The organism is Hymenobacter psoromatis (assembly GCF_020012125.1).
Classification (GTDB): domain Bacteria; phylum Bacteroidota; class Bacteroidia; order Cytophagales; family Hymenobacteraceae; genus Hymenobacter; species Hymenobacter psoromatis.
This window is the reverse complement of record NZ_JAIFAG010000001.1, coordinates 1,324,881-1,348,911: the sequence shown is the minus strand read 5'-3', so window position 1 is coordinate 1,348,911 and position 24,031 is coordinate 1,324,881. Positions and strand designations below refer to the sequence as shown.

At 58.3% G+C, this 24,031-nt stretch carries 20 protein-coding genes; 14 read left to right on the top strand and 6 right to left on the bottom strand.

Annotated elements, in window-relative coordinates; all coding sequences use genetic code 11:
• Window positions 1–177: 177 nt before the first annotated feature.
• Both LC531_RS05760 and lysS read left to right on the top strand, forming a co-directional pair.
• Window positions 178–1,281: a hypothetical protein gene (locus LC531_RS05760; RefSeq protein ID WP_223649360.1), complete on the top strand. Its 1,104-nt coding sequence runs from the start codon at window positions 178–180 to the stop codon at window positions 1,279–1,281.
• Between the two features lie 246 nt (window positions 1,282–1,527).
• Window positions 1,528–3,057, top strand: coding sequence for a lysine--tRNA ligase (lysS, locus tag LC531_RS05755; RefSeq protein WP_223649359.1), 1,530 nt, complete (start codon window positions 1,528–1,530; stop codon window positions 3,055–3,057).
• 280 nt (window positions 3,058–3,337) lie between these two features.
• Here lysS and LC531_RS05750 read toward each other — a convergent pair whose 3' ends face one another.
• Window positions 3,338–3,739 (bottom strand): YtxH domain-containing protein, encoded by a 402-nt coding sequence (locus LC531_RS05750; protein WP_223649358.1) that lies wholly within the window; start codon window positions 3,737–3,739, stop codon window positions 3,338–3,340.
• Window positions 3,740–3,896: 157 nt separating this feature from the next.
• Window positions 3,897–4,481: a CsbD family protein gene (locus LC531_RS05745; RefSeq protein ID WP_223649357.1), complete on the bottom strand. Its 585-nt coding sequence runs from the start codon at window positions 4,479–4,481 to the stop codon at window positions 3,897–3,899.
• Window positions 4,482–4,744: 263 nt separating this feature from the next.
• Between LC531_RS05745 and LC531_RS05740 the strand changes: the two genes are divergently transcribed.
• The 3 genes from LC531_RS05740 (at window position 4,745) to LC531_RS05730 (ending at window position 6,421) form a co-directional block, all read left to right on the top strand.
• On the top strand, window positions 4,745–5,116 hold the full coding sequence (locus LC531_RS05740; RefSeq protein ID WP_223649356.1) for a cupin domain-containing protein: 372 nt from the start codon (window positions 4,745–4,747) through the stop codon (window positions 5,114–5,116).
• Window positions 5,117–5,336: 220 nt separating this feature from the next.
• Window positions 5,337–5,876: an RNA polymerase sigma factor gene (locus LC531_RS05735; RefSeq protein WP_223649355.1), complete on the top strand. Its 540-nt coding sequence runs from the start codon at window positions 5,337–5,339 to the stop codon at window positions 5,874–5,876.
• 206 nt (window positions 5,877–6,082) lie between these two features.
• Complete coding sequence (locus LC531_RS05730; RefSeq protein WP_223649354.1) at window positions 6,083–6,421, top strand: hypothetical protein; 339 nt, start codon at window positions 6,083–6,085, stop codon at window positions 6,419–6,421.
• Window positions 6,422–6,585: 164 nt separating this feature from the next.
• Here the strand turns inward: LC531_RS05730 and LC531_RS05725 are convergent, their stop codons facing one another.
• Window positions 6,586–8,775, bottom strand: a complete 2,190-nt coding sequence (locus LC531_RS05725) for a glutamine synthetase III family protein (protein ID WP_223649353.1) — start codon at window positions 8,773–8,775, stop codon at window positions 6,586–6,588.
• 556 nt (window positions 8,776–9,331) lie between these two features.
• Between LC531_RS05725 and LC531_RS05720 the strand changes: the two genes are divergently transcribed.
• The 5 genes from LC531_RS05720 to mtaB all read left to right on the top strand — a co-directional run bounded on the left by LC531_RS05720 (window position 9,332) and on the right by mtaB (window position 13,896).
• Window positions 9,332–9,619 carry an outer membrane beta-barrel protein gene (locus LC531_RS05720; protein ID WP_223649352.1) on the top strand — a complete coding sequence of 96 codons (288 nt, stop codon included), beginning with the start codon at window positions 9,332–9,334 and terminating at the stop codon, window positions 9,617–9,619.
• A 57-nt stretch (window positions 9,620–9,676) separates the two neighbouring features.
• Entirely contained in the window at window positions 9,677–9,823 is a 147-nt protein-coding gene (locus LC531_RS05715) for a hypothetical protein (protein ID WP_223649351.1), read from the top strand.
• 49 nt (window positions 9,824–9,872) lie between these two features.
• Window positions 9,873–11,201 (top strand): ammonium transporter, encoded by a 1,329-nt coding sequence (locus LC531_RS05710; RefSeq protein WP_223649350.1) that lies wholly within the window; start codon window positions 9,873–9,875, stop codon window positions 11,199–11,201.
• Between the two features lie 116 nt (window positions 11,202–11,317).
• The gene (locus LC531_RS05705) at window positions 11,318–12,520 is read left to right on the top strand and encodes a glycosyltransferase family 9 protein (protein ID WP_223649349.1); all 1,203 of its coding nucleotides are present in this window, start codon (window positions 11,318–11,320) and stop codon (window positions 12,518–12,520) included.
• Window positions 12,521–12,555: 35 nt separating this feature from the next.
• The gene (gene mtaB / locus LC531_RS05700; RefSeq protein WP_223649348.1) at window positions 12,556–13,896 is read left to right on the top strand and encodes a tRNA (N(6)-L-threonylcarbamoyladenosine(37)-C(2))-methylthiotransferase MtaB; all 1,341 of its coding nucleotides are present in this window, start codon (window positions 12,556–12,558) and stop codon (window positions 13,894–13,896) included.
• Window positions 13,897–14,056: 160 nt separating this feature from the next.
• Here the strand turns inward: mtaB and LC531_RS05695 are convergent, their stop codons facing one another.
• Window positions 14,057–14,566, bottom strand: coding sequence for a hypothetical protein (locus LC531_RS05695; protein WP_223649347.1), 510 nt, complete (start codon window positions 14,564–14,566; stop codon window positions 14,057–14,059).
• Window positions 14,567–14,701: 135 nt separating this feature from the next.
• Window positions 14,702–15,949 (bottom strand): ABC transporter permease, encoded by a 1,248-nt coding sequence (locus LC531_RS05690; protein ID WP_223649346.1) that lies wholly within the window; start codon window positions 15,947–15,949, stop codon window positions 14,702–14,704.
• 196 nt (window positions 15,950–16,145) lie between these two features.
• Between LC531_RS05690 and LC531_RS05685 the strand changes: the two genes are divergently transcribed.
• The 3 genes from LC531_RS05685 (at window position 16,146) to LC531_RS05675 (ending at window position 20,952) form a co-directional block, all read left to right on the top strand.
• Window positions 16,146–17,411: an asparagine synthetase B gene (locus tag LC531_RS05685; RefSeq protein WP_223649345.1), complete on the top strand. Its 1,266-nt coding sequence runs from the start codon at window positions 16,146–16,148 to the stop codon at window positions 17,409–17,411.
• A 207-nt stretch (window positions 17,412–17,618) separates the two neighbouring features.
• Window positions 17,619–18,716: a tetratricopeptide repeat protein gene (locus tag LC531_RS05680; RefSeq protein WP_223649344.1), complete on the top strand. Its 1,098-nt coding sequence runs from the start codon at window positions 17,619–17,621 to the stop codon at window positions 18,714–18,716.
• Window positions 18,717–18,888: 172 nt separating this feature from the next.
• The gene (locus LC531_RS05675; RefSeq protein WP_223649343.1) at window positions 18,889–20,952 is read left to right on the top strand and encodes an OmpA family protein; all 2,064 of its coding nucleotides are present in this window, start codon (window positions 18,889–18,891) and stop codon (window positions 20,950–20,952) included.
• 34 nt (window positions 20,953–20,986) lie between these two features.
• Here the strand turns inward: LC531_RS05675 and porX are convergent, their stop codons facing one another.
• Window positions 20,987–22,555 carry a T9SS response regulator signal transducer PorX gene (porX, locus tag LC531_RS05670; RefSeq protein WP_223649342.1) on the bottom strand — a complete coding sequence of 523 codons (1,569 nt, stop codon included), beginning with the start codon at window positions 22,553–22,555 and terminating at the stop codon, window positions 20,987–20,989.
• A gap of 210 nt (window positions 22,556–22,765) precedes the next feature.
• Here porX and LC531_RS05665 point away from each other — a divergent pair, with 210 nt between their 5' ends.
• Window positions 22,766–24,001, top strand: a complete 1,236-nt coding sequence (locus tag LC531_RS05665; protein WP_223649341.1) for an HD domain-containing protein — start codon at window positions 22,766–22,768, stop codon at window positions 23,999–24,001.
• Window positions 24,002–24,031: the final 30 nt, after the last annotated feature.

The window sequence follows — 24,031 nt, the reverse complement described above, 5'->3', positions numbered from 1 at the left end:
TAATTTTCTTTTGGCCCCCGGACTTTTAGTTCGGGGGCCTTTTTTTGTGTTTTACTCCGCGTCATCCGTGGGAAATGATGATTGAAAATTCTTACTAATATTTTTGGTAAATAGACCTAAATTTCCTTAGCAAACGTGCAACTAAAAATAGTGGCCAGCGGTTTACTTAGCATGACGATGAAACCCGAAGCCCGCATCATTCCGCTCATTCCGGCCGAGACGTATTTAGCTCCGGTAATGGCCATTTCGCCCGCTGAGGCAATGCTCACGCCCGAGGAGCAGGAGCAGCAGCGGCTAGCCGATGAAACCTGGCGCCGCTCCATTCCGGCGCAGGTGTTCCTCAACTATTTCTTCGCGCTGAGCTACCACATTGAGGAGGGCGAAAGTCCGCTGGGTGGCTTGGCCCACCTACCCTATTTCCGCCAGCACCAGGCTGAGTTGGCTGAGACCGACGTAGCCGCACTCACCAAGCTGCTGCACACTTGCTGGAGCACGGAGTACGCGCTACGCGCTACCGCCGAGTTGGGCGATGATAACTTCTTACGTAATGCGCTGCATTGGACGTTTCCGCAGGCCTATCACACCATCCAGTCTGGTTTGCAGGCTTTTCTGTACACGACCGGCGTGCGCACCAACAACGCCCAGGTAGTACGCCGCGAGGTGGGTAGGATGGTAGTGAAGAACGCTTACCCCCGCCCGGTGTCATTCTACGCGGCCGGGGCTTACGGTGACTTCAGCATTCACCGGCTGCCACTGGCGGGCTACAAGGCGGGGTTGCACATCGCCTCGCAAGAGATTGATGCGCAGGCTCAGATTGGGCAGTTTTTGCGCACCACGCGCAAGCAGAAGGCCATCGGGGTGCGCCAGCAGGTGCAGGCTAATCCCAACACGGCTATTCGCAGCCAGAAAACCGGCAAGCCTCTCGATAAGTGGACGACTACCCACTGGCAGCAGATTACCTGGCGGCTGGGCTATACGACCATCTTCGACCTGTTGGGCCGGCTGCGCATCTCGCAGAGCAGCCGCGAGATTGAGCGCTACGTGGAGGCTGATATTGACTTCCGCCTGTTTCACAGCTCGTTGCTGAGCGTGGTGAGCTACCTCAATGGTATTCACGAAGCCTACGTGGCCAAGGCTCTGGGCCTAGCACGCTACGAGCAGCTGGTGCGCGAGCTACCGACCCACTTGCAGCACGGCTTTGTGCAGGAGCGCCTGCGCACCCGTGTGCAGCCTGCCCTGCTCAGTACTGAGCCCGAGCCTGAGCTAAAAATGGCTGCCTAAACCGCAGATTCAAATTAATTTCGCAGATACGCCGCTGCGTAGCTAAGTGCGGTTAGCTGCGTGCATTCATCTTAAAAGGCCGCCTTGGTTCAGGGCGGCCTTTTTTTAGGCTTACTTTTGCGGCTTACCTGCTTGGCAGCAAGCCACGTCATTTACCTAAGTATACAAGCTATACCATAGTAAAATGCCAGCCAAGGCAGCCGCGCAGCGGCGTATTCGTTCCATCTGTTAAATCCGTTTGCATCTGTGGTCCCTTTAAGCGAACAAGAAACTCTGCGCCGCCACAAGCTCGATGAGCTACGCGCCCTGGGCATCGAGCCCTACCCCTCCGAGTTAGTTGAGGTCAATTTTTCGACTCAGGAAATCCACGACAACTACCACCCCGAGCTGAACAATTTTCAGGATGTAGCCCTGGCCGGTCGGCTCATGTCGGTGCGGGTAATGGGTAAGGCTTCCTTTGCGGAGCTAATGGACTCGTCGGGCCGCATCCAGCTCTATGTGAACCGCGACGAGATTTGTCCCGGCGAAGACAAGACACTGTATAACAACGTGTTCAAGAAGCTGCTCGACCTTGGTGACTTCATCGGGGTGAAAGGCCACGTTTTTATAACGCAAGTCGGCGAAACGACTATTCACGTCACCGAACTGAAGCTACTGGCCAAGGCGTTGCGCCCACTGCCAGTGGTAAAGGAGAAAATAGACGAGGCCACCGGCGAAAAGGTCGTGTACGATGCCTTCACCGACCCCGAGCAGCGCTATCGCCAGCGCTACGTAGACCTAGTAGTGAACCCGCAGGTGCGTGACACCTTCCTGAAGCGGACGCAGCTGGTGCAGGCCATGCGCAACTACCTGAACGACAAAGGCTACCTGGAAGTCGAAACGCCGATTTTGCAGCCGCTCTACGGCGGTGCGGCAGCCCGGCCCTTCACCACGCACCACAACACCTTGGACATGACGCTCTATCTGCGCATTGCCAATGAGCTGTATCTCAAGCGCTTGATTGTGGGCGGCTTCGATGGCGTATACGAGTTCTCGAAGGACTTTCGCAATGAAGGGATGTCGCGGTTTCACAACCCCGAGTTTACTCAGATGGAGCTGTATGTGGCCTACAAAGACTACCACTGGATGATGGACCTGGTAGAGGAAATGGTAGAGCGCGTGGCCCTAGCCCTGCATGGCAAAACCGAAGTGCAAGTGGGCGAAAACCTTATCAATTTTCAGCGGCCCTGGCAGCGTTACACAATGTTTGAGGCCATCGAAAAATTTACTGGCGTCGCCATTGGGAAGATGGATGAGGTAGCGCTACGCGAAACCGCCGCTAAGCTCAAAGTAGGCCTCGACCCCAGTATGGGCAAGTCGAAAATTATCGATGAAATATTTGGCGAGCATGTCGAGCCCAAGCTCATTCAGCCCACGTTCATCACCGACTATCCGGTGGAGATGTCACCGCTGGCCAAAAAGCACCGCGACCAGCCCGGCTTGGTTGAGCGCTTCGAGGCCATCTGCAACGGCAAGGAAATCTGCAACGCCTTTTCGGAACTGAATGACCCCATCGACCAGCGTCAGCGCTTCGAAGACCAGTTGGAACTCGGCAAGCGTGGCGACACCGAGGCAATGGTGCTCGACGAAGATTTCCTGCGTGCCCTCGAATATGGGATGCCGCCCACGGCTGGCCTGGGCATTGGCATCGACCGCCTGAGTATGATTATGACTAACTCGCACTCCATTCAGGATGTGCTTTTCTTCCCGCAGATGCGACCCGAAACCGGGGGGTAGGCCTCCCAGACGCCATAAAAAAGGCCCGCTACCAGTTTAGTAATAGCGGGCCCTTTTACAATGACCTAAAGAAAGGCGGGTAGCACCAGCAGAAGTTTGCGATGAACCGTCTGATTTTACGACCAGAATGATAAACCAATTCTGGCAGAAGCTCCTACGGCCGGCAATTTTACTGACAACTGCTTACCAGCTTCGATTAAGCCGTTTATAGGTTACCTAACGCGGTATCAGCGGGGAGGTTGCGCGGGAAGAAAAATATTCTTAAAATTCTGCCCTACCCCTATAGCGTGGCCCGGTGTCGGCCTTCACCCGCGTCGCCATCATAGTCGAGGTCGGCTCGGTTGTGCACGTCATAGTCATCATCGCCCGCGATGGAGTAGCCATTACCAGCCCCAGCGGGCGTGGCCAAGTCGCCGGGCTCCGCATTAGGGCGCATGGCACGCAACTGGGCATCGGCGGCTTGGCGGCCCTGGTCGGCATTGGGGCCGGAGGTAGGTGAGCTTTGTAGCTTATCAAAGGCCTCTTGCGCGCGCTGCCCCCACTTGCGCGCCGATGCGCGCAGGCCGTGGCGAGCTTCCTCACCAGTTTCGGGGGCCAGCAACAGGCCGGCCACTATGCCGGCCGTAGCCCCGGCCAGAAGCGAAACAATTACTTTTCCGGCGGTGTCTTTGTCGTTAGGCATGAGTGCGGGAAATTGGGGTGAGCGAAAAATGAAGTAGTCCAATAGCTGCTAACGAGAAAGAGGCCCGCGTAGTTGAGCGGCCGCTACGTAAAAGCCCCCGCACCAACATGGTGCGAGGGCTTTTGAACAAATAACTTCCGCTCGTAAAAGCTTTAGTCTACTTTGCAGCGTCTTTCGCAGCGTCAGCCCCTTTACTGGCGGCGTCTTTTGCAGCATCAGCTCCTTTATCGGCGGCATTTTTCACTGCATCAGTCCCTTTATTAACCACATCCTTGGCTTTGTCGGCCAAGTCGCTGTCTTTACCGGCCAAGTCGTTAATCATCTTGGTAATTTCAGCCTTGCCCTTACCTAACTTATCTTGCAGTTTGCCAATCAATTCATCGCCTTTGCCTTCGGCAAAAGTTAAGTCCTCATCAGTTAGCTGCGCGTACTGCTGTTTTAGTTTGCCTTTGATGTCATCCCAATTGCCCTTGATGTTGAGGCTACCGCCGGCACCCAGCACGCCCATTTCTTCGAGCTTGTCGGACAAGCCTTTGAACTTGGTTTCGAGGTCAGCGCTGTACTTATTGAATTGCTCACCCAGTTGACCGCCATAAGTTTTGGCCGAGTCTTTCCAGTTTTCGAGGGTAGCCGACCCTTTATCGGGGGCCAGCAACATGCCGGCAATAATGCCCGCGCCCGCGCCCGCTAGGGCAGCAAGGAGGACTTTGCCTGCGTTATTATCTTCTTCGCGGTATGCCATGAGAAGGAAAAGAAAAATGTGATAAGGTGGATGGGGCAGGCCCGGCCCGGTAGGGCGCAATGCCTTAGCTTTCGTAAGCTATACGGGCAGTAAGGCGGTGGGTTGGGCAGAAGCCGGATTTTCTTAGCCACTGACTACCCGTCCTTTTCCTCTCCGGCCCTAGGCTGCGCATAGCCATTCCGCTTATTTCCGCTTTGGCTGCCCTACCCCCGGCGGCAGCCGTAAGGTCGTGTTTCATCCTTTCAATAATGTTCTCAGTACCCATGTCTACTTCCAAAAATTATTTTCGCAATAGCCAGCCGTTTCGAGTTCCCACTACCGATGGCAAGCTTATCGAGGAGCACGTAGGACTGGCCAGCAGCCATACGGCGCAGTATAGTGTGGCGCACATGGTAGCCCCACCACAGTGGACTGAGCCGTATCAGCACCCTGAGTTTGATGAGATAACCATCGTCGTGCGTGGGCGCAAGCGCTTTGAGATTGACGGTGACGTGGTGGAGCTACAAGCTGGTGAGTCGCTGCTGATTCGGGCCGGAGCCCGCGTGCGCTATTCCAACCCGTTTGGGGAAGAATGCGAGTACTGGTCGGTGTGCGTACCAGCTTTCAATCCGGCTACTGTGCACCGGGAAGAATAGTCGGCGGTTTACACCCGGCGAGTATCGCGCTACCTGGTCTGCGTCGAAATACAATTTTACGAAGGCAACTGCTTGGCTTGAAAGCAGAGGCGAAGACTATTTTGCATTGCTTGATTAAGGGCATTATAGTTCCCTAAAAGCACCTTATTTATTGTTTGGCGCGGTACAATCCAGGGGCTAAAGCCAGGTCGTAAGTGACCTGCTCGCTACCCACCCGCCGATGAAAACGCTAAAGCAGGAAGATGAAAGCCAACTTGTTAGCCGCCTTCATGCACGCGATGAGAAGGCGATGGCGCACTTCTACAAGAATTATAAAAGTGCTTTGTACCATACTATCTGGCGCATCGTGCGCCAGGATGAGTTAGCCGAAGACCTGCTGCAAGAGTGCATGCTCAAGTTCTGGGTGGCCTTTCCCACCTACGACACGCACAAAGGCCGACTCTTTACCTGGGCCCTGCAAATTGGCCGCAACTTGGCCTTGGACAGCCTACGGGACCAGCGCCGCAAAGCGCAGTTTCTTTTGCCCTTCACCGAAGCGGCAACCATCCACAAAGAGGCTCCCACTACCTTTCGGCCCGAGCACATCGGTGTGCGCGACTGGCTGAATCTGCTTACGCCTAGCGACCGCCGGCTCCTGGAACTACTCTACCTCGAAGGCTACTCGCAGTCGGAAGCTGCTGAAGAATTATCCCTACCCCTTGGTACGGTAAAGACCCGCGCGGGCCGCATCATTCGCAACCTTACCCGCGTAGTAGCCTGAGTCTAAGCAGCTAGACCCCGTATTATCCGTTATTCTGCTCATTTTCAAGGTTTTACTACCTTCTGAAACACATACTTATCCGCACGAATGGATGAGACTGTCTACTGAAATATCTTGCTGATAATAGTAGAAAAACAAGAAAAAAGGGAACTTTTTTGAGTTAATTACGCAATCCAGCTTTTACCTGCTTACGTAAGGCAGGGCGAATGGAAAATAACTACCTGCCCTCACTGCCTTCGTTTGTGCTACCCAGCTTGGCTGCCGACTCTACCTGGCAGCGCCAGTTGCGCCAGAGCGTGCGCCTATACCTGGCCTTAGGCTACCAGCCCCTGAACGCGCAAGAGCTGGAAACGCACCTGCAAAGCACGGAAGAAGAGTTGGTGCAGCATCTGCTGCAAAGCGCCCCTCCCACGGCCGATGCCATCCACCATGCGCGCGTGGTGCTGGATATGGCCCAAAATCGCATTCTGCAATCGGAAGAAGAAGTGCAGCAGCTACTGCAAGAATTAGTAGCTGACCCCAGCGGTATGTCCGCGCCAACCTGAGCGTCTTACCCCGGCGTTTTTGCACTGACCGGCGGTGGCCCGGCTTGGATGAAAAAGCCGGGGTAGGGCACAAAAAAAGGCCGCGCCACCCGGCACGACCCTTTCCAAACCCGGACGCAGCGAGAATTCCCACCCAGCGCTGGTCCGTGGCTCCAACCCAGAGGCTAGTGCCGGAACAACAGTTCGCGGTACTTCACCAAGGGCCAGTCCTCATCGGCCACCAGCAGTTCGAGCTTGTCGGCCGCGCGGCGAATAGCCGCAAATTTATCTTTTACTGTGTCGCAGTACGCGATGGCATGGTCGCGGGCATTTTCAATCTTGTTGGCCACCTTGCGGGCCTCAGTCATGGCGTCCACCGTAGTTTTGATGGTGGATACGTAGCGCGAGATGGATTTAATCATCTCCACCGTCACTTCGCTGTTTTCGTCATCGAGACCCAACTCGCGCAGACCGCGCACGTTCTGCACCAGCTTGTTTTGGTAGATAAGCGCCGTGGGAATTACATGGTTGATAGCGAGGTCGCCGAGTACCCGGCTCTCAATCTGAATTTTCTTGGTGTAGTCTTCTAACAAAATCTCGTGGCGGGCGTGCAGTTCTACTTCCGAGAGAATACCGTGGCGGGCAAACAACTCGGCCGCGTCGGTGCGTACCATTGCATCGAGAGCAAGGGGGGTAGTCGGCACATTGGCTAAGCCGCGGTGAGCAGCCTCGTCGCGCCACTCGTCTGAGTAGCCGTTGCCTTCGAAGCGAATATCCTTGGAAGAAATCACGTAGCTGCGCAGCACATCCACAATGGCAACCTCCTTTTTTTTGCCCTGAGCAATCAACTCATCCACTTCTTTTTTGAAGTCGATAAGTTGGTCGGCCACAATAGCGTTCAGCGTAGTCATGGCCGACGAACAGTTGGCCGACGAGCCTACGGCGCGCAGCTCAAATTTGTTGCCGGTGAAGGCAAACGGCGACGTACGGTTCCGGTCCGTATTGTCGAGTAGGATGGCCGGGATTTTATCAATGCCCAGCTTGAGGTAGATGTTATCACCCTTGTCGAGCGGCAGCTTAGCAGTGCGCTCCAACTCGTCGAGCACGCCGTCGAGCATCGAGCCCAAAAATACCGACATGATGGCCGGCGGCGCCTCATTAGCCCCGAGGCGATGGTCATTGCTAGCCGAGGCAATGCTGGCGCGCAGCAAGTCACCGTAGCGGTGCACGGCCTTCACAGTGGTGATGAAGAAGGCTAGGAACTGCAGGTTTTCCTTGGGCCGCTTACCGGGGGCGAGCAGGTTTACGCCGGTGTCGGTGCTCATGGCCCAGTTGTTATGCTTACCCGAGCCATTGACCCCCGCAAAGGGCTTCTCGTGCAGCAATACTTTCAGGTTGTGCTTCAGGGCCACGCGGTCCATCACATCCATCAATAGCTGGTTGTGGTCGATGGCCAGGTTGGCATCCTCAAATGTGGGGGCGCATTCGTACTGGTTGGGTGCTACCTCGTTGTGGCGGGTGCGCAGTGGAATGCCGAGGGCGTTGGCCTCCTCCTCGAAGTCAAACATGAAGGCGTGCACGCGCGGCGGAATCGAGCCAAAGTAGTGGTCCTCCAGCTGCTGACCCTTGGCTGAGGCGTGGCCAAACAGGGTGCGGCCGGTCATCACCAAGTCGGGGCGGGCGTCGTAGAGCGCCTTGTCAACCAGGAAGTACTCCTGCTCGATGCCAAGCGTAGTATTCACGCGCTGCACGTCCTTATCGAAGTACTGGCACACGTCGAGGGCGGCTTTTTCCAGCACGGCCAACGACTTGAGCAGCGGCGCTTTATAATCGAGCGCCTCGCCGGTATAAGCCACAAAAATGGTGGGGATGCAGAGCGTTTTGGCCCCTACCGTTTCTATGATGAAGGCGGGCGAAGTGGGGTCCCAAGCGGTGTAGCCGCGGGCCTCGAAAGTATTGCGGATACCGCCGTTGGGGAACGACGAGGCATCGGGCTCTTGCTGCACCAGCGCTGAGCCCTTAAAGCTCTCAATCGGCCGGCCGTCGGAGTTGAGGTCGAAGAAGGAGTCGTGCTTTTCGGCGGTAGCGCCGGTGAGGGGCTGGAACCAGTGCGTGTAGTGGGTGGCACCCTTGGCCATCGCCCACGTTTTCATGGCGGAGGCTACGGCATCGGCTACAGAGCGCTCGATGGGCGTGCCATGCTTAACGGCCGATTGCAGCTTCTTAAAGTACTCGCCAGGCATGTTGGCCCGCATGGCTTCTTGGTTGAACACATTTTGCCCAAACGAATCGGACCGGCGGGCTGCCAAAGGCTTTACCGTCAGTGCTTGGCGCTGGTCGACGAGTTCGAGGGCTTTGAAGCGAAGAATGGCCATACTGGCGAGCAGAAAATGAAAAGTAGGAAAAAATACCTGACAAAGGTAGCCAAAAAATGCTTTTTCCGAAAGACACCCTTCGTGATGATGGCCTTTTTTAAAAAAAGACTCTGTTTTATAAGTAAGCACCTTGCGAATTAGCCCACTTTGTGAATTTTAAGGATTTGAAATACCAGGGTGGTAAAAAATTATCATTTACTAGTCCTGTTCTCACCCTTTCTATGGTGGCTAGTCCTTAGCAACTTCCTCGAAAGCAAGAAAAATAATCTTTAATACTATTATTTTATTGCTTGTATTTTTATAATTAGCGGATTTTTAAAGTTTTTATTTACAATTTGTAAGTACGATGAAAAAGCCTACTTTTACCGACGTGAAGTTTCTCAAAACAACCTTATTTTTAACAGGTATTTTTTCTTTTTTCACGCTTTTTTGTTCCCATGACCCTCTAGTAATAATCCCTAATCAAATAAAGTTGTGAGTTCTGACAAACAGGCAGTCTAATTTACACACTGCTCCAACTTTCGCGCTTAGGGGTTATGTAACAACAGATTTGGTAGTGCCAAGCCCATTTTGGGTAGACGGGACCTTTTATAGTAACTATGCTTTAAGCGACATGGTGGGGCTGGAAGTGCGCTACGAGTATTTCGAGGATGAGCACGGGGTGCGCCACCTACGAATGGTGAACAACTCAATTTCTGTAGCGACCTCGGTCACGCCAGCAGTTGGTAAGCTGCAGGTCAAGCCCGATTTCCGCATTAATACGGCCCCGGTCAACTACCACGAGAACTCATCAGACCAAAACACTCCTACACAAACCCCACTCGGCGGCATCTTTATTTATTAAACACTAACCGTGCGGCGGCGGGCAGGGCTAGCCCCCACTTGCTCTCTCTTTTTTACCATGCATAAGCTGATTCTGCTACTGAGAATGGAATGGCTGCTCATGAGCCTAGGGGCGTATGGCCGGGGCCTGCCTACCGGCAAACAGGGCCGGGTAGCCTTTTGGGAGGTAATGCCGGCCGATACCTTGGCCATCCTCGACTGTTAACCCTTTTTACTATTTCGCCTTCATTTTCAACTCTTTAGTCACCAGCCTAATGCAAAAGCCTAACTTCATTCCCTTATTGCTGCTGCTGGCAGTGGGCCTACTGGCAACATTCAGGCCGGCGCTACCCACCACTATCGTCACGGAGGGCATCAACGCGGGCGATACCGCCTGGATGCTGTGCGCCACGGCCCTGGTCCTGCTCATGACGCCGGGCCTGGCCTTCTTCTACGGCGGCATGGTCAACTCTAAGAACGTGATTTCGACCATGCTGCAAAGCTTCGCGGCGATGGGCATTATCAGCCTGCTGTGGGTAGTTGTGGGGTTCAGCCTGGCGTTTGGCACATCCTTTCACGGCCTGGTGGGCGACCCGCGCACGTTCTTCCTCTTCAGAGACGTACTCGATGGCAAGCCCTGGCCGCTGATGCCCACCGTGCCGCTGATGCTGTTCGCTTTTTTTCAGATGAAGTTTGCCATCATCACGCCCGCCCTCATCACGGGCTCCTTTGCCGAGCGCATCAATTTTAAGTCGTACATCCTGTTTATCGTGCTCTTTAGCCTGCTGGTATATGCGCCGCTGGCCCACTGGACCTGGCACCCCGATGGCTTCCTGGCTAAAATGGGCGTGCTCGATTTTGCGGGCGGCACGGTGGTACACATGTCGGCGGGCTGGGCCGCGCTGGCGGCGGCCATCTACCTCAAGCCCCGCCACTCGCGGAACGCCGAGCAGGTGCTACCCCCCGCCAACATTCCGTTTGTGCTGCTGGGCACGGGCCTGCTCTGGTTTGGCTGGTTTGGGTTTAATGCCGGCTCGGCCGGCGCGGCCAGTCCCTTGGCCGTGACGGCCTTTGCCACTACCAACGTGGCGGCTTCGGCGGCGGGCCTGGCCTGGATTTTATTTGATGTGGCGCGGGGCAAAAAGCTCTCGGCGCTGGGCTTCTGCATTGGGGCGGTAGTCGGGCTGGTGGCCATTACGCCGGCTTCGGGCTACGTTACGGTGCCGGTGAGCATCTTTATTGGGGCGATAGCGGGCGTCACGAGTAATTTCTTTGCCCACATGCGCTCCAAATCGCGCCTCGATGATACACTCGACGTGTTTCCGTGCCACGGCATCGGCGGCATGGTGGGGCTGATTATGACGGGCATCTTCGCCAGCAAAGCCGTGAACGCCGCCGCCGTGGATGGCCTGGCCTACGGGGGCACCAAGTTATTTCTGACGCATTTGCTGGCCCTGGTCATCGTATCGGCCTTCGCTTTTTGCGCTTCCTTTGCCCTGCTCAAGCTCACTGACCTGATTACGCCGCTGCGCGTAACCGCAGAAGAAGAGTCTGTGGGCCTCGATATGAGCCAGCACGAAGAACGCCTACTGGCTGGGGCTTAGAACCCTGCGGCTAGCGAGCCAAAGCAGTCCGTTTTGAATAATTATCCAAGGCCGGAGTGTTTGCTCCGGCCTTGCTGATTTCGGCTCCTACCCCCGCACCCGGTACCTTTGCTACCATGTTTCGTGACTTGCTCGAACGCTTGCACCAGTTTCGCCGCCAGCAGCGGCGGCGGCGGCAACAGGCCGACCTGGACCGCACTGATGCCGCGGCGCTGGCCACCCAGGCCCCGCCTAACCCGGCCCGCCTGCTGGTAGTGCGCAACGACTCCATTGGCGACTACCTGCTATACCGCCCCTGGCTGCGCCGGCTGGGCGAAGTGGCGCGGCAGCGCGGCCAGCGCCTGACCCTGGTAGCCAATAGCTTATGGGCCCCGCTGGCCCGCGCCTGGGATGCCGACCTGGTGGCGGAGGTATACGCCGTAGACTTCGGCCGCTTCAGTACCGACCTGAGCTACCGGGCCGAAGTGCTGCGCGAGCTAGGGGCAGTGGGGTTTGGGGAGGTGGTGTACCCGGTGCACGTGCGCGAGGCGGCCGTGGAGAATTTCATCCGGTTTTTGCGCGCGCCGGGGCGGCTGGCCAGCCAGGGCGAGCACCGCACGGGGCCTTGGTTCGCGGCGCTCGACGCGGGCTACACGCGGCGGCTGCCCGCCACCCGCGCGGTCCTGTTTGAGTACGACCGCAACCGCGAGTTTTTTGAGCACTGGCTGGCCGCTTCGGGAACCCTACCCCTCTCATTCGCCCCAACTACGCCGCTAGTGCTGCCCGCCACCGTGCGGGCGGCGGGCGCGGCCGAGGCGGCGGGCGGGCCCTACGTGGTGCTGTTTCCGGGGGCCAGCGCGGCGCGGAAGCGGTGGCCGGCCCGGCACTTTGCCCGGCTGGCGCAAGGGCTGCGCCAGCGCTACGGCAGTAGCTACCGGCTGGTGCTGGCCGGCAGCCCAGCCGACCAGCCGCACGCCCGGCAGATTATGAAGCTGGCCGGGCCCGGCGTGGCCCTTGACAACCGCTGCGGGCAAACCGACCTGCCGGGCCTGGCAGCGCTTATCGCCGGGGCGCGGCTGCTCATTAGCAACGACACCGTGGCGGCTCACCTGGCGGCCCAGGCTGGCACGCCCGCCCTAGTGCTGCTGATGGGCGAAAACTACGGCAAGTTTTTTCCCTACCCCCCCGCCCTGCTGCAAGCGCCCTGCCGCTGCCTGTTTCCGCCCGGCCAGGAGGCGCGGTTGGCACGGGGCGAGTTTGGCCCGCCCGCCCAGGACCCCGACATCAGCCAGATTGAGCCAGCGCGGGTGCTGGCCGCGGCGGCCGAACTATTGGGGTAGGGCTGGCGCGCGGGCGGCCGTAACTTTGCAGGACTATGACTCCCCAAACCGTTGCTTTTTATACGCTGGGCTGCAAGCTCAATTTCTCCGAATCGTCGGCCCTGGGGCGGCAGTTTGAGGAGCGCGGCGTGCGCCGCGTCGAGTTTGAACAGGGTGCCGACGTGTACGTGGTGAATACCTGCTCGGTCACGGATCACGCCGACCGCAAGTGCCGGCGGGTGGTGCAGCAGGCGCTTAAGCACAATCCGGCCGCATTCGTGGCCATCGTGGGCTGCTACGCGCAGCTCAAGCCCCAGGAGATTGCCGAAATTCCGGGGGTAGGCGTGGTGCTGGGCGCGGCCGAGAAATTCCGGCTGGCCGAGATTTTAGCAGAGCTGGAGCTCCCTACCCCCGGCGCGGCGGCCGGGCCGGGCCGGGTATTTGCCTCGCCCATCAGCGCGGCGCACGAGTTTCACCCGGCGCAGTCATTGGGCGAGCGCACGCGCACGTTTATGAAGGTGCAGGATGGCTGCGACTACTCGTGCGCGTTCTGCACTATTCCGCTGGCGCGGGGCGCGAGCCGCTCGGGTAGCATGGCCTCGGTGGTGGCGCGGGCAGAAGCCTTGGCCGCGCAGGGCGTGCGCGAAATCGTGCTCACGGGCGTTAACCTCGGCGATTTTGGCGTGCAAGGCCCGGAGCGCGAGCGCCGTGAGAACTTCACCCAACTGGTACAGGCGCTGGACGAAGTAGCCGGTATCCAGCGCTTTCGCATCAGCTCGTGCGAGCCCAACCTGCTCACCGACGAGATTATCCAGACTGTGGCGGCCTCGCGGCGCTTCATGCCACACTTCCACCTGCCGCTGCAAAGCGGCTCCGATAAAATCCTGGGCCTGATGCGCCGCCGCTACCGCCGCGCCCTCTACGCCGAGCGCGTGGCCCGCATCAAGGAGCTGATGCCGCACGCCGGCATCGGGGTGGATGTTATCGTAGGCTTTCCGGGCGAAACGGAAGCGGATTTTCTGGAAACCTACCAATTTCTAAACGAGCTGCCCATCAGCTACCTGCACGTTTTCCCGTACTCGGAGCGGGCCAATACGCTGGCCCCTACCCTGCCCGGCCGGGTACCCGAGCGCGTGCGCTCCGAGCGCACCACGCAGCTGCGCGGCCTATCGGAAAAGAAGAAGCGCGCCTTTTATGAGCAGCACGCGGGCTTCGAGACCGACGTGCTGTTTGAGGACGACGTGACCGATGGCCGGGTAGAAGGCTACACGCCCAACTACATCCGCGTGGCCGCCAAGTACGACCCGCTGCTGGTGGGCGAAATCCGGCCGTTGCGCCTCACGCAAGTAAACGCGCTGGGGCTGATGGAGGCAGAGGAAGTAGGGATATTTGTCTAAACCGCGGATTTATCGAATTCTTCGGATTAGTCGGATTTCGGGGACGATGTCCATTACAGCAAAAAGACCCGCTGAAGCGGGTCTTTTTGCTGTAATGGACATCTTAGTTTTCGCGTTTCGCGCCCTACGCGCCATCACCGAAATCCGATAAATCCGCGGTTTAGCTATTCCGTTCGAGGGCCTGCACCAGTTGCCGCATCAGCTGCTGCTGTTCCAGCAGGTGCTGGTTGCGCTGCTCGGCCAGGGCCAGCTGGTGCTGGAGGTACTGCGTCTGCAAGGCGGCGGTGAGGTAGGCTAGGTCTAGCGCGGCGGCGGGGGCTGGCGGCGCAGCGGGGGGTAGGGCCGGCTCTTGTCCGGCGGGCGCGTCAGCCACTGGCGCGGCGGGCGCGCGAGCGGAAGCAGCATTGAGCAGTGGCGCGGGGGTAGGCGGAGAGACGGCCTCATACGTCAGCATGCCACCCTGGCCGAGCAGGAGCCAGTCTTTTGACACATTTGGATAAGTCTCAAACACCTTACACAACAGGTCGAAGCCAGGCTTATTGCGCTCGTCTACCAAGTGCTGAATAACGGTCGCGGTCTTGTCCAGCGACTGCGCGAAGGCATTTTTACTCATTCCCAAATGGTGAATAAGCTCCGTAAAACGCTGGCCGATGGAAGTAGAAGCCGACATATGCGAAATCAAAGGATTACACAAATGTAAAAGCCCGCGCTCATTCAAGCGTCCACCAAGCTGACAAGCTCAACACCTGCCAGCCGCTTGAGCGGCGTATCCGCGAAATCCATTAAATCAATTTAAATCTACGGTCTATTCGTAGCGCAGGCTGTCAATCGGGTCGAGCGCGGCAGCCTTGCCGGCCGGGTAGGAGCCGGCCAACAGGCCCACCGACACACAGATACTCAGCCCTACCCCCACCCAGAGCCAGGGCACCAGAAACGACTTGCTGCCCGCCAGCGAAGCCACCGCGTTGCCGGCCCCTACCCCCAGCAGGATGCCAAACGTGCCGCCCAGCACGCAAATGACGATGGCTTCCAGCAGGAATTGCAGCCGCACCTGCCGCGCCGTAGCCCCCAGCGCCTTGCGGATGCCGATTTCGCGGGTGCGCTCGGTTACCGATACCAGCATGATGTTCATGAGGGCGATACTGGCCCCGAGCAGCGCCAGAAAAGCGATGATGCCGCCCGCCACGCGCATCTTACCACTGAGCGAATCGAGGGTATTGCTCAGCGAGTCGGGACTCTCGACGTCGAAGGAGTCTTCCTGGCCCAGGCGGTCGTTGCGCACGGCGCGCATCACGCCGGTGGCCTGGCTTTGCAGAAAGCCCAGCGCGCCGGCGGTGGGCGTAGCCGTCTTGATATCGTAGGTGAGCGCGCCCTGGCGGGGCAGTTGGTTGCCGGTTTCGAGGGGCACCAGCAACAGGCGGTCGGCCCCGGAGCCGCCCATCGTGCTGCCACTTTTTTCGAGCAGGCCCACCACCTGGAAGCGCTGACCCAGGGCGTAGATGTATCTGCCCACGGGATTCAGCTGCGGAAAAAGCTTGTCCTTCACCTCATCGCCGATGATAACCGCGTTGGCCCCGGTATTCAGCTCGGCCGGCGAGAAGGTGCGGCCCTGAGTGAGGGTGTAGCTCTGGATGCGCAGGTAATTTTCATCGCCCGCGATGACCTGCATATTGGGGTTGGTTTTCTGGCCGTTGGCCTTCGCCTCGGTGGCCCCGCTGATGAGGGCCGACAAGCCCACCACGGCGGCCGGCTCGCGGCGGCTCAACTCCTTTTTGTAGAGCGTGGCCTGCAAATAGCTGAGCGCCGGGTACTGCTTGCCCTGCACGCCGCCGCGCCGGAAGCGGTTGCCGTAGCCCTTAGCCTTGATTTCAAAAGCGTTGGCCCCAAGGCTGGCGAAGGTCTCGCCCAGCGAGTTGCGCATGGCATCAATGGCCGTGAGGATGCCCACCAGCGCCATCAACCCGATGCTCACGATGAGCGCCGTGAGAATGGTGCGCAGCAAATTGCCGGTGATGGAACGCAAGGCTTCGCGGATATTTTCGAGGAAGGACATTTTTTGATGGGCTGATAGGCTGATTAATTGATGTACTGGTGGAATGAGCAGTTGCTGGTGCTGGTACTAGTGGCGCAAAAAAGCGCGTTTGCACCCAGCATAGTAGCCCATTAACCAATCAGCACCTCAAAAATCCGTACCTTGAACTACGGTTGCGGCCGGCCCGTTGGCAAGCCAGCTCTTAGTCCTCAAAAGTATGTTCTTAAAGCGTCTTGTTCTGCTGCTGACCCTGCTAGCCCCTACCCTGGCGGCCCGCGCCAACCATATTTTCATCCCGATGGATGACACTCAGAAGGAATGCCTGAAGGCTTATGGGCTGTGCTACTGGGCGTTGAGCAAGCAAATTGAGGTAGACTGGCTGCTCAACTACCGCGGCGGCTCGTTTGCCTGCGAGGCCTCGCAGGCGGTGGAAAGCGAGCTGAGCGTGCGCGGCATCACGTTCCAGACCATTTCGGAGGCGCAGTACACCGGCATCTTGCAGCAAATAGCCGACCCCAACGCCAACATGGACGTGATGAAGCTGGAGAAAGTGCCCAAAATCGCGGTTTACACGCCCAAGGGCAAGCAGCCCTGGGACGATGCCGTAACGATGGTGCTCACCTACGCCGAGATTCCTTACGATAAAATCTACGACGATGAGGTGCTGAGCGGCGTGCTGCCCAAGTACGACTGGCTACACCTGCACCACGAGGATTTTACGGGCGAGTACGGCAAGTTTTACAGCGCCTACCGCTACGCACCCTGGTACCAGCAGCAGCAGCACGATGCCGAAGCGGCCGCTAAGCGCAACAACTTCAAGAAAGTGAGTGAGATGAAGGCCGCCGAGGCTGTGAAAATGCAGGAGTTTATCGCGGGCGGGGGCTTTATGTTCGCCATGTGCTCGGCCACCGATAGCTACGACATTGCGCTGGCCGGGCTGGGGGTGGATATGGTGGGCCCAATGTACGACGGCGACCCGGCCGACCCCAACGCCCAGAGTAAGCTCAACTTCAACCGGACGCTGGCTTTTCAAAACTTCCACCTAAGGATGAATCCGCTGGAGTACGAGTATTCCGACATTGATATGCAGCCGCAGGAGCGCGGCTTATACGAGCAAAATGATTACTTTCAGCTCTTTACCTTCTCGGCTAAGTATGACCCGGTGCCCACGATGCTGACCCAGAACCACGAGAGAACCATTCATGGCTTTATGGGTCAGACCACCGCATTTCGCAAAAGCCTCATCAAGCCCGACGTTATTATCATGGGCGAAACCAAGCAGGACGGCGAGGTGCGGTACATGCACGGCATCCTCGGCAAAGGCACCTGGACCTTTTATGGCGGCCACGACCCCGAAGACTATCAGCACCTGGTAGGCGAAGAGCCCACCGACCTCTCCCTGCACCCCAATTCGCCTGGTTACCGCCTGATTCTAAACAACGTGCTGTTTCCGGCCGCCAAGAAGAAAAAGCAGAAAACCTAGCCGACGGGTTACCCTGCCCTACCCCCCTTGCTCCCGCTAGTGCTGCTAGCGGGAGTTTTTTGTGGGCCAATAACTTGCCTTATCCAGCCTGAAGCTATAAAATTATAAGTAAAATTCTATTATTATTTTAAATGTACAATTTTTGATTTCCACTCAGTATCTTCGCTGCGTTCTTTATGTTAGCCCCTACCCCTATCTTTTTACGCGATGCGAGCACTACTTATATTAGGAGGCGGCGGCCTGGTGGCGCTGCTGAGCGCCGCGCCGGCCCACGCCCAGGTTGATAGCGTGCGGGCCAGCACGCTACCCGGCCGGCAGGTGGCTGAGAAGGCCTATAATACCGGCTTAGCGGCTTTTACAGCCCAAAACTACCCGGCGGCGCTCACCAGTTTCAACCAGGCCGTGACGACCAAGGCCGACTTTGCGCCGGCCTACGCCGGCCGGGGCGCTACCCAACTGGCTTTGCTGAACTACCCGGCCGCCGTGGCCGACTACGACCAGGCCCTCAAGCTGGAGCCGGGCGCGTTTGCCAGCTACTACGGCCGGGGCCAGGCCCAGGAAGCCGCCGGCCAGCCCGCTGCCGCTGAGGCCGACTACGGCGCGGCCCTGCAAGCCAACGCCGCCTACGCACCGGCCTGGTACCATCGGGGCGTGTTACGCTTTGAAAAAGGCGATTACGAGGCAGCCCGTGCCGACTTTGACGGGGCCGCGAAGGCCGACCCGACCTACGCTTTCGCCTACCACGACCGCGCCAGCACGCACCTGCGGCTGGGTAACTACCCGGCCGCTGTGGCTGATTATTCGCGGGCGCTGGAGCTGCAGCCGACGTTGCTGCCCGCCCTACTCAATCGGGCCGCCGCCGAGCGCCGCACCGGCCAGCTGCCCGCGGCCCTGCGCGACTACGACGCTTACCTGGCCCAGAAAACTGATAACCCGTTGGCTTTCACCAATCGGGGTAACGCCCGCTTCGAGAATCAGGACTATGCCGGAGCGGTAGCCGACTTCGACCGCGCCATTGCCCTGGATGCCAAATACGCCTACGCCTGGAACAACCGCGCCGCCGCCGAGCTGAAGCTCAAGCAGTACGCTAAGGCCAGCGCCGATGCCACCGAGGCTCTACGCTTGGCCCCGCGCTACGCCGAAGCCTTCCTCAACCGCGGCCACGCCCGCGAAATGCTGCGCCAAGCCGACGAAGCCTGCCAGGACTGGCAGCAGGCCGCCGCCCTGGGCCTCAGCGCCGGCAGTAGCTACGCCGCGGCGGCGGGCTGCGCGGGCGCAGTTGTTGAGGCGACGGCGGATAAGTAGCCGCTCGGTTTTGACAACTACTTAAATAGAACGGTCATGCTGAGCTTGCCGAAGCATCTCTACCGCATCGTTGAATGGCGCGGAGGAAGCGGTAGAGATGCTTCGGCAAGCTCAGCATGACCGTTCTATTTTATCTGATTTTATAAAATAATTTTATACAAAGTCCGCCTGTATGCAACGGATATTTCTGCCAGTTATTTTAATAGCTACCAGTTTACTAGCCATCAGCGCCCGCGCCCAAAGCGTGGAGTTTTCCAAGGATGAGTTCGCGGCTGACAAGCAGGGGCTCAAGGAAGCCCAGCGCGAGCTGAAGGCCGGCAATGAGGCATACCAGGCCGACCCCGCGCACTACGGGGAGGCCCTACCCCACTACCTGACCGCCCAGCAGTTCAACGCCAATAACGCGGCGCTCAATGTTAAAATCGGCGACTGCTACCTGCATTCGGGCACCAAAACCCTAGCCCTACCCTACCTGCAAAAGGCGATGAAGCTGGACCCGGCCAGCAGCCCACGCCTGCACTACCTGCTGGCCCGCGCCCTGCACCTGAGCGCCAAGTGGGCCGAGGCTGCCAAGGAATACCAGCTCAGCAGCCCCACCGGCCCCCGTGACCAGGCCAGCGAAAACGAGCCCGTGACGGCCGAGGACTTGGCCCGCCGCATCCGGGAGTGCCACAATGGCCAGGAGTTAGAGAAGAGCCCGGTGCGCGTGTTTATTGATAATGCCGGGCCAGCCGTGAACTCAGCCTACTCCGACTATGGGCCCGTGGTGACGGCCGATGAGGCCACGCTACTTTTCACTTCGCGCCGGCCCACCGGCCCCAACGCGCCCAAAGACCCCAGCACCGACGGCTATTTCGAGGATATTTACCAGACCGTAGCGCGGGGCCGCGCCTGGCAGCCGGCCACTAACTTGGGCGCGCCTGTGAACTCGGCCGGCCACGACGCTACCGTGGGCCTCGCGCCCGATGGCCAGCGCCTGCTGGTATACGCCGACGAAAACGGCGGCGACCTGCGCGAATCGGAATTGCAGGGCACGACCTGGACCAAGACCCAGCGCCTACCCGGCCGCATCAACTCCAAGTACCACGAGTCGTCGGCGGCCTACTCGCCCGACGGGCGCACCCTCTACTTCGTGAGCGACAAGCCCGAGGGCGGGCGCGGCGGGCGTGATATTTATAGGATAGACCTCGCCGGCAAGGGCCAGCCCGAAAACCTGGGCCCGACCATCAACACGCCCTACGGCGAGGAGGGAGTTTTTTTAATGCCCGATGGCAAGACGCTGTATTTTTCCTCCGAGGGCCACAACTCGATGGGCGGCTACGACATCTTTAAGTCTACGCTGCGCGACGGGCAGTGGAGCGAGCCCGAAAACCTGGGCTGGCCGATTAATACGCCCGATGACGACGTATTTTTCGTGACATCGGCCTCGGGGCGGCACGGCTATTATTCTTCCGACCGGCCGGGCGGCCTCGGGAGCAAAGACATCTATCGTATCACCTTTCTAGGCCCCGAAAAGCCGCCCGTGCTTAGTGAGGAAAGCCCGCTGCTGGCCTCACGGCTGGCCCCGCTGACGCAGCCGCCGCTAGCGCCGCCGGTAGCAGTGGCCACAGCCCAGGTTACCATTTTGAAGGGCACCGTGACGGATGCCACCACCCGGCAGCCACTGGAAGCTACTATTGAGTTGGTGGATAACGCTGCTAGCCAGGTTATTGCCTCCTTTCACAGCAATGCCACGTCGGGCAACTACCTGGTGAGTCTACCTTCTGGCACCAACTACGGCATCGTGGTGCGGCAGGAGGGCTATCTATTTCACTCCGAGAATTTCGACCTACCCGCCGGGGCCGCCTATGCCGAAGTGGTGAAGGATATTCCGCTCAAAAAGCTGGAAGTGGGCGTGATTGTCGTGTTGAACAACATCTTCTTCGATACCGGCAAGGCTACCCTGCGCCCCGAAAGCACCGCCGAGTTGGAGCGTCTGCAAGCGCTACTGAGCGCTCAGCCCGCCATTCGGCTCGAAATGGCGGGTCACACCGACAACGTGGGTAAGCCCGCCGCCAACCAGGACCTGAGCCAGCGCCGCGCCCAGGCCGTGGTCGCCTACCTCGCGACCCACGGCATCGCCGCCGACCGCCTCACCGCCGCCGGATACGGCGACACCCGGCCCGTCACGTCCAACGCTAACGCCGCCGGCCGACAGCTCAATCGCCGCACCGAATTCAAGGTGACGGGTAAATAGAGTTTTTCCGCGCGAAACCTCGCGCGGAAAAACTCTACCCCTTGGCCGTTAGCGTGATGTACGGGATAATGCACTCCTCCAACGATACGCCGCCGTGCTGGAACGTGTCCTTATAGTAGTTCACGTAGTAATTATAATTGTTGGGGTAGGCGAAGAAATAATCGCCGAGCGTAAAGACATAAGCCGTCGAAACATTTTCGCGGGGCAGAAAAATGCTTTCCGGCTTGCGCACCACGTAGATATCGCGGCTCTCATCAAAGCCCAGGTTACGGCCGTGCTTGTAGCGCAGATTGGTATTCGTATTGCGGTCACCCACAATCTTATACGGACGCTTCACGCGAATAGTGCCGTGGTCGGTGGTGATGATGAGCTTACCCTTTTTCTCTGAAATGGTCTGAAGCATTTCGTAGAGCGGCGAGTGCAGAAACCACGAGCGCGTGAGGCTACGGTAGGCACTTTCGTCGGCGGCCAGCTCGCGTATCATCGCCATGTCGGTGCGGGCGTGCGAGAGCATGTCCACAAAATTATAGACGATGACGTTGAGCTTGTAGTTGTTGTGCAGGTTGGCCATCTTACCCAGCAAGTCCTTGCCCGCCTGCAAGTTAGTTATCTTGTGGTAGCTATGCTTAGCCTTCTGGTTATTGCGCTGGAAATTGATTTCCAGGAACTCAGCTTCGTGCAGGTTCTTGCCCTCTTCGTCCTCGTCCCAGACCCAGAGGTTGGGATATTTCTTCTGAATATCGCCCGGCATCATGCCCGCGAAAATGGCGTTGCGGGCGTAGGCCGTAGTGGTAGGCAGAATAGCATAGTACATCTCCTCCGAATCCACCGTAAACAGTTCGGCGATAATGGGTTCGAGTACTTTCCACTGGTCGTAGCGGAGGTTATCAATAAGCAGAAAATACACGGGCGTGTCGCCGGTCTGCTTCATTAGCGGGAATACTTTTTCCTTGAACAGCTGGTGCGACATGAGCGGCGCGTCTTTGTCGCGGCCGTTCACCCAGTCTTCGTAGTTCTCCATAATGAAGCGGCCGAAGTAGGTATTCGCCTCGTCCTTCTGCATGTTGAAGACCTCCGCCATGCTCTTACCTTCGGTTTCATTAATCTCTAGCTCCCAGTAAACCAGCTTTTTATACACATCGGCCCACTCTGAAGGGGAAAGGCGGTCGGAGAGCTGCATTCCGAGCTGGCGGAAGTCACGCTGGTAGCCCGAGTTCGTAGCTTCGGTTACTAAGCGCTTGTTATCCAGCACTTTCTTCACCGACAGCAGAATCTGGTTCGGGTTGACGGGCTTGATGAGGTAATCGGCGATTTTGGCCCCGATGGCACCCTCCATAATGTGCTCTTCCTCACTCTTGGTAATCATCACGACGGGCACCGTGGGGCGCACCACCTTGATTTCGGTGAGCGTTTCGAGGCCGGTGAGGCCAGGCATATTTTCGTCCAGAAAAACCAGGTCGTAGGTATGTTCCTGCACTTCTTCGAGGGCATCGGCCCCGGAGTTGACGGGCGTTACATCGTAGCCTTTCTCCTTGAGAAAGAGGATGTGCGGCTTGAGCAGGTCAATTTCATCATCGGCCCAAAGAATGGAGTAGCGTTGCATAAGCGAGGGCACGCCGGTGGGGGCGTGCCAGGGGAAAAAGGTAAGCAATAGCGGCTCTAACGGCCAGGCAGGCCCGCCTAGTATCCGGGGGGTAGGCGGGCCGTCCGTAGCTTTACCGGAAAACTGGGGTTTGGGTTCCTGTAAGCGCCGCCTAGTCGGCCAACCGGCCCTAAACCCCGGCCAATGCCGGCTGGGCGGCCCTCGTACTTGATGAATAAAAAGAAGATTTTCAACGACCCGGTGTATGGGTTCGTCACGGTACCAACCGAGCTGCTGTTCGACCTCATCGAGCACCCGTACTTTCAGCGGCTGCGGCGCATTCAGCAGCTGGGGCTCACCAACTTCGTGTATCCGGGGGCGTTGCACACGCGCTTTCACCACGCGCTGGGGGCCATGCACCTCATGCAGCTAGCCCTGCGCACGCTCAAAGACAAGGGGGTAGGGATTTCGGCGGCCGAGGGCGAGGCGGCCCAGATTGCCATTCTGCTGCACGACATCGGCCACGGCCCACTTTCGCACGCGCTGGAAACCAGTATCTTCCAGGATGTGCCCCATGAGCAGCTGTCGCTTTATTTAATGCAGCGGCTCAATGAAGAATTTGGCGGCAAGCTGAGCTTGGCCATCGAGATGTTTCAGGGCAGCTACGGGCGCGATTTTTTTCACCAATTGGTTAGTTCCCAATTGGATATGGACCGGCTCGACTACCTCAACCGCGACTCATTCTACACTGGCGTGCAGGAGGGTAGGCCGGGCGCCGACCGCCTCATCAAGATGCTGCAAGTGGTGGATGAGCGCCTGGTGCTGGAAGAAAAAGCCGTGTACTCGGTCGAGAATTTTCTGGTAAGCCGCCGGCTGATGTACTGGCAAGTATATCTGCACAAGACCGTTACGAGCGCCGAGCAGATGGTCATTCGCACTATGCAGCGCGCCCGCGACCTGGCCCGCGCCGGCGTGGCGGTGCCGGGTAGCAGCTGCCTCACCTTCTTCCTGGGCCACGCCGTGTCGCTGGCCGAATTCGAAACCAATACCGACATCCTCAACCACTTCGTGGAGCTGGACGATACCGATATCTGGTCGGCCATCAAAAGCTGGAAAGGCCACGCTGACCCGGTGCTGAGCTTTCTGGCTAAGAGCCTGATAAACCGCCAGTTGTTCAAGATTATCATCGCCCCCGAGCCCTACGACGAAGAGTTTCAACTCGGCATCGTGGAGCTGATTGCCGAGCGCTTCGGCCTCACGCCCGACGATGCGCGGCAACTAATGATAACCGGCCGCCTTAGCAACACCGCCTACGACCCGGCTAGTAATGAGACGATTAATATTCTCACCAAGCTTGGCAAAGTCGTGAACGTGGTGGAGGCGTCGGATTTACCCAACATTCGGGCGCTGAGCCAGAAAGTGCAGAAATACTACATCTGCTACCCCAAGGAAATTTTGCGGGACTAGGGCGTGAGTGCCATTAGCCAAACCTGCTAT

Excerpts from the sequence above, each read along its gene's own strand:
- LC531_RS05760 (WP_223649360.1), top strand. The coding sequence starts at position 178 with ATGAAACCCGAAGCCCGCATCATTCCGCTCATTCCGGCCGAGACGTAT.
- LC531_RS05750 (WP_223649358.1), bottom strand. The coding sequence starts at position 3,739 with ATGCCTAACGACAAAGACACCGCCGGAAAAGTAATTGTTTCGCTTCTG.
- LC531_RS05745 (WP_223649357.1), bottom strand. The coding sequence starts at position 4,481 with ATGGCATACCGCGAAGAAGATAATAACGCAGGCAAAGTCCTCCTTGCT.
- LC531_RS05740 (WP_223649356.1), top strand. The coding sequence starts at position 4,745 with ATGTCTACTTCCAAAAATTATTTTCGCAATAGCCAGCCGTTTCGAGTT.
- LC531_RS05735 (WP_223649355.1), top strand. The coding sequence starts at position 5,337 with ATGAAAACGCTAAAGCAGGAAGATGAAAGCCAACTTGTTAGCCGCCTT.
- LC531_RS05730 (WP_223649354.1), top strand. The coding sequence starts at position 6,083 with ATGGAAAATAACTACCTGCCCTCACTGCCTTCGTTTGTGCTACCCAGC.
- LC531_RS05725 (WP_223649353.1), bottom strand. The coding sequence starts at position 8,775 with ATGGCCATTCTTCGCTTCAAAGCCCTCGAACTCGTCGACCAGCGCCAA.
- LC531_RS05715 (WP_223649351.1), top strand. The coding sequence starts at position 9,677 with ATGCATAAGCTGATTCTGCTACTGAGAATGGAATGGCTGCTCATGAGC.
- LC531_RS05710 (WP_223649350.1), top strand. The coding sequence starts at position 9,873 with ATGCAAAAGCCTAACTTCATTCCCTTATTGCTGCTGCTGGCAGTGGGC.
- LC531_RS05705 (WP_223649349.1), top strand. The coding sequence starts at position 11,318 with ATGTTTCGTGACTTGCTCGAACGCTTGCACCAGTTTCGCCGCCAGCAG.
- mtaB (WP_223649348.1), top strand. The coding sequence starts at position 12,556 with ATGACTCCCCAAACCGTTGCTTTTTATACGCTGGGCTGCAAGCTCAAT.
- LC531_RS05695 (WP_223649347.1), bottom strand. The coding sequence starts at position 14,566 with ATGTCGGCTTCTACTTCCATCGGCCAGCGTTTTACGGAGCTTATTCAC.
- LC531_RS05690 (WP_223649346.1), bottom strand. The coding sequence starts at position 15,949 with ATGTCCTTCCTCGAAAATATCCGCGAAGCCTTGCGTTCCATCACCGGC.
- LC531_RS05685 (WP_223649345.1), top strand. The coding sequence starts at position 16,146 with ATGTTCTTAAAGCGTCTTGTTCTGCTGCTGACCCTGCTAGCCCCTACC.
- LC531_RS05680 (WP_223649344.1), top strand. The coding sequence starts at position 17,619 with ATGCGAGCACTACTTATATTAGGAGGCGGCGGCCTGGTGGCGCTGCTG.
- LC531_RS05675 (WP_223649343.1), top strand. The coding sequence starts at position 18,889 with ATGCAACGGATATTTCTGCCAGTTATTTTAATAGCTACCAGTTTACTA.
- porX (WP_223649342.1), bottom strand. The coding sequence starts at position 22,555 with ATGCAACGCTACTCCATTCTTTGGGCCGATGATGAAATTGACCTGCTC.
- LC531_RS05665 (WP_223649341.1), top strand. The coding sequence starts at position 22,766 with ATGAATAAAAAGAAGATTTTCAACGACCCGGTGTATGGGTTCGTCACG.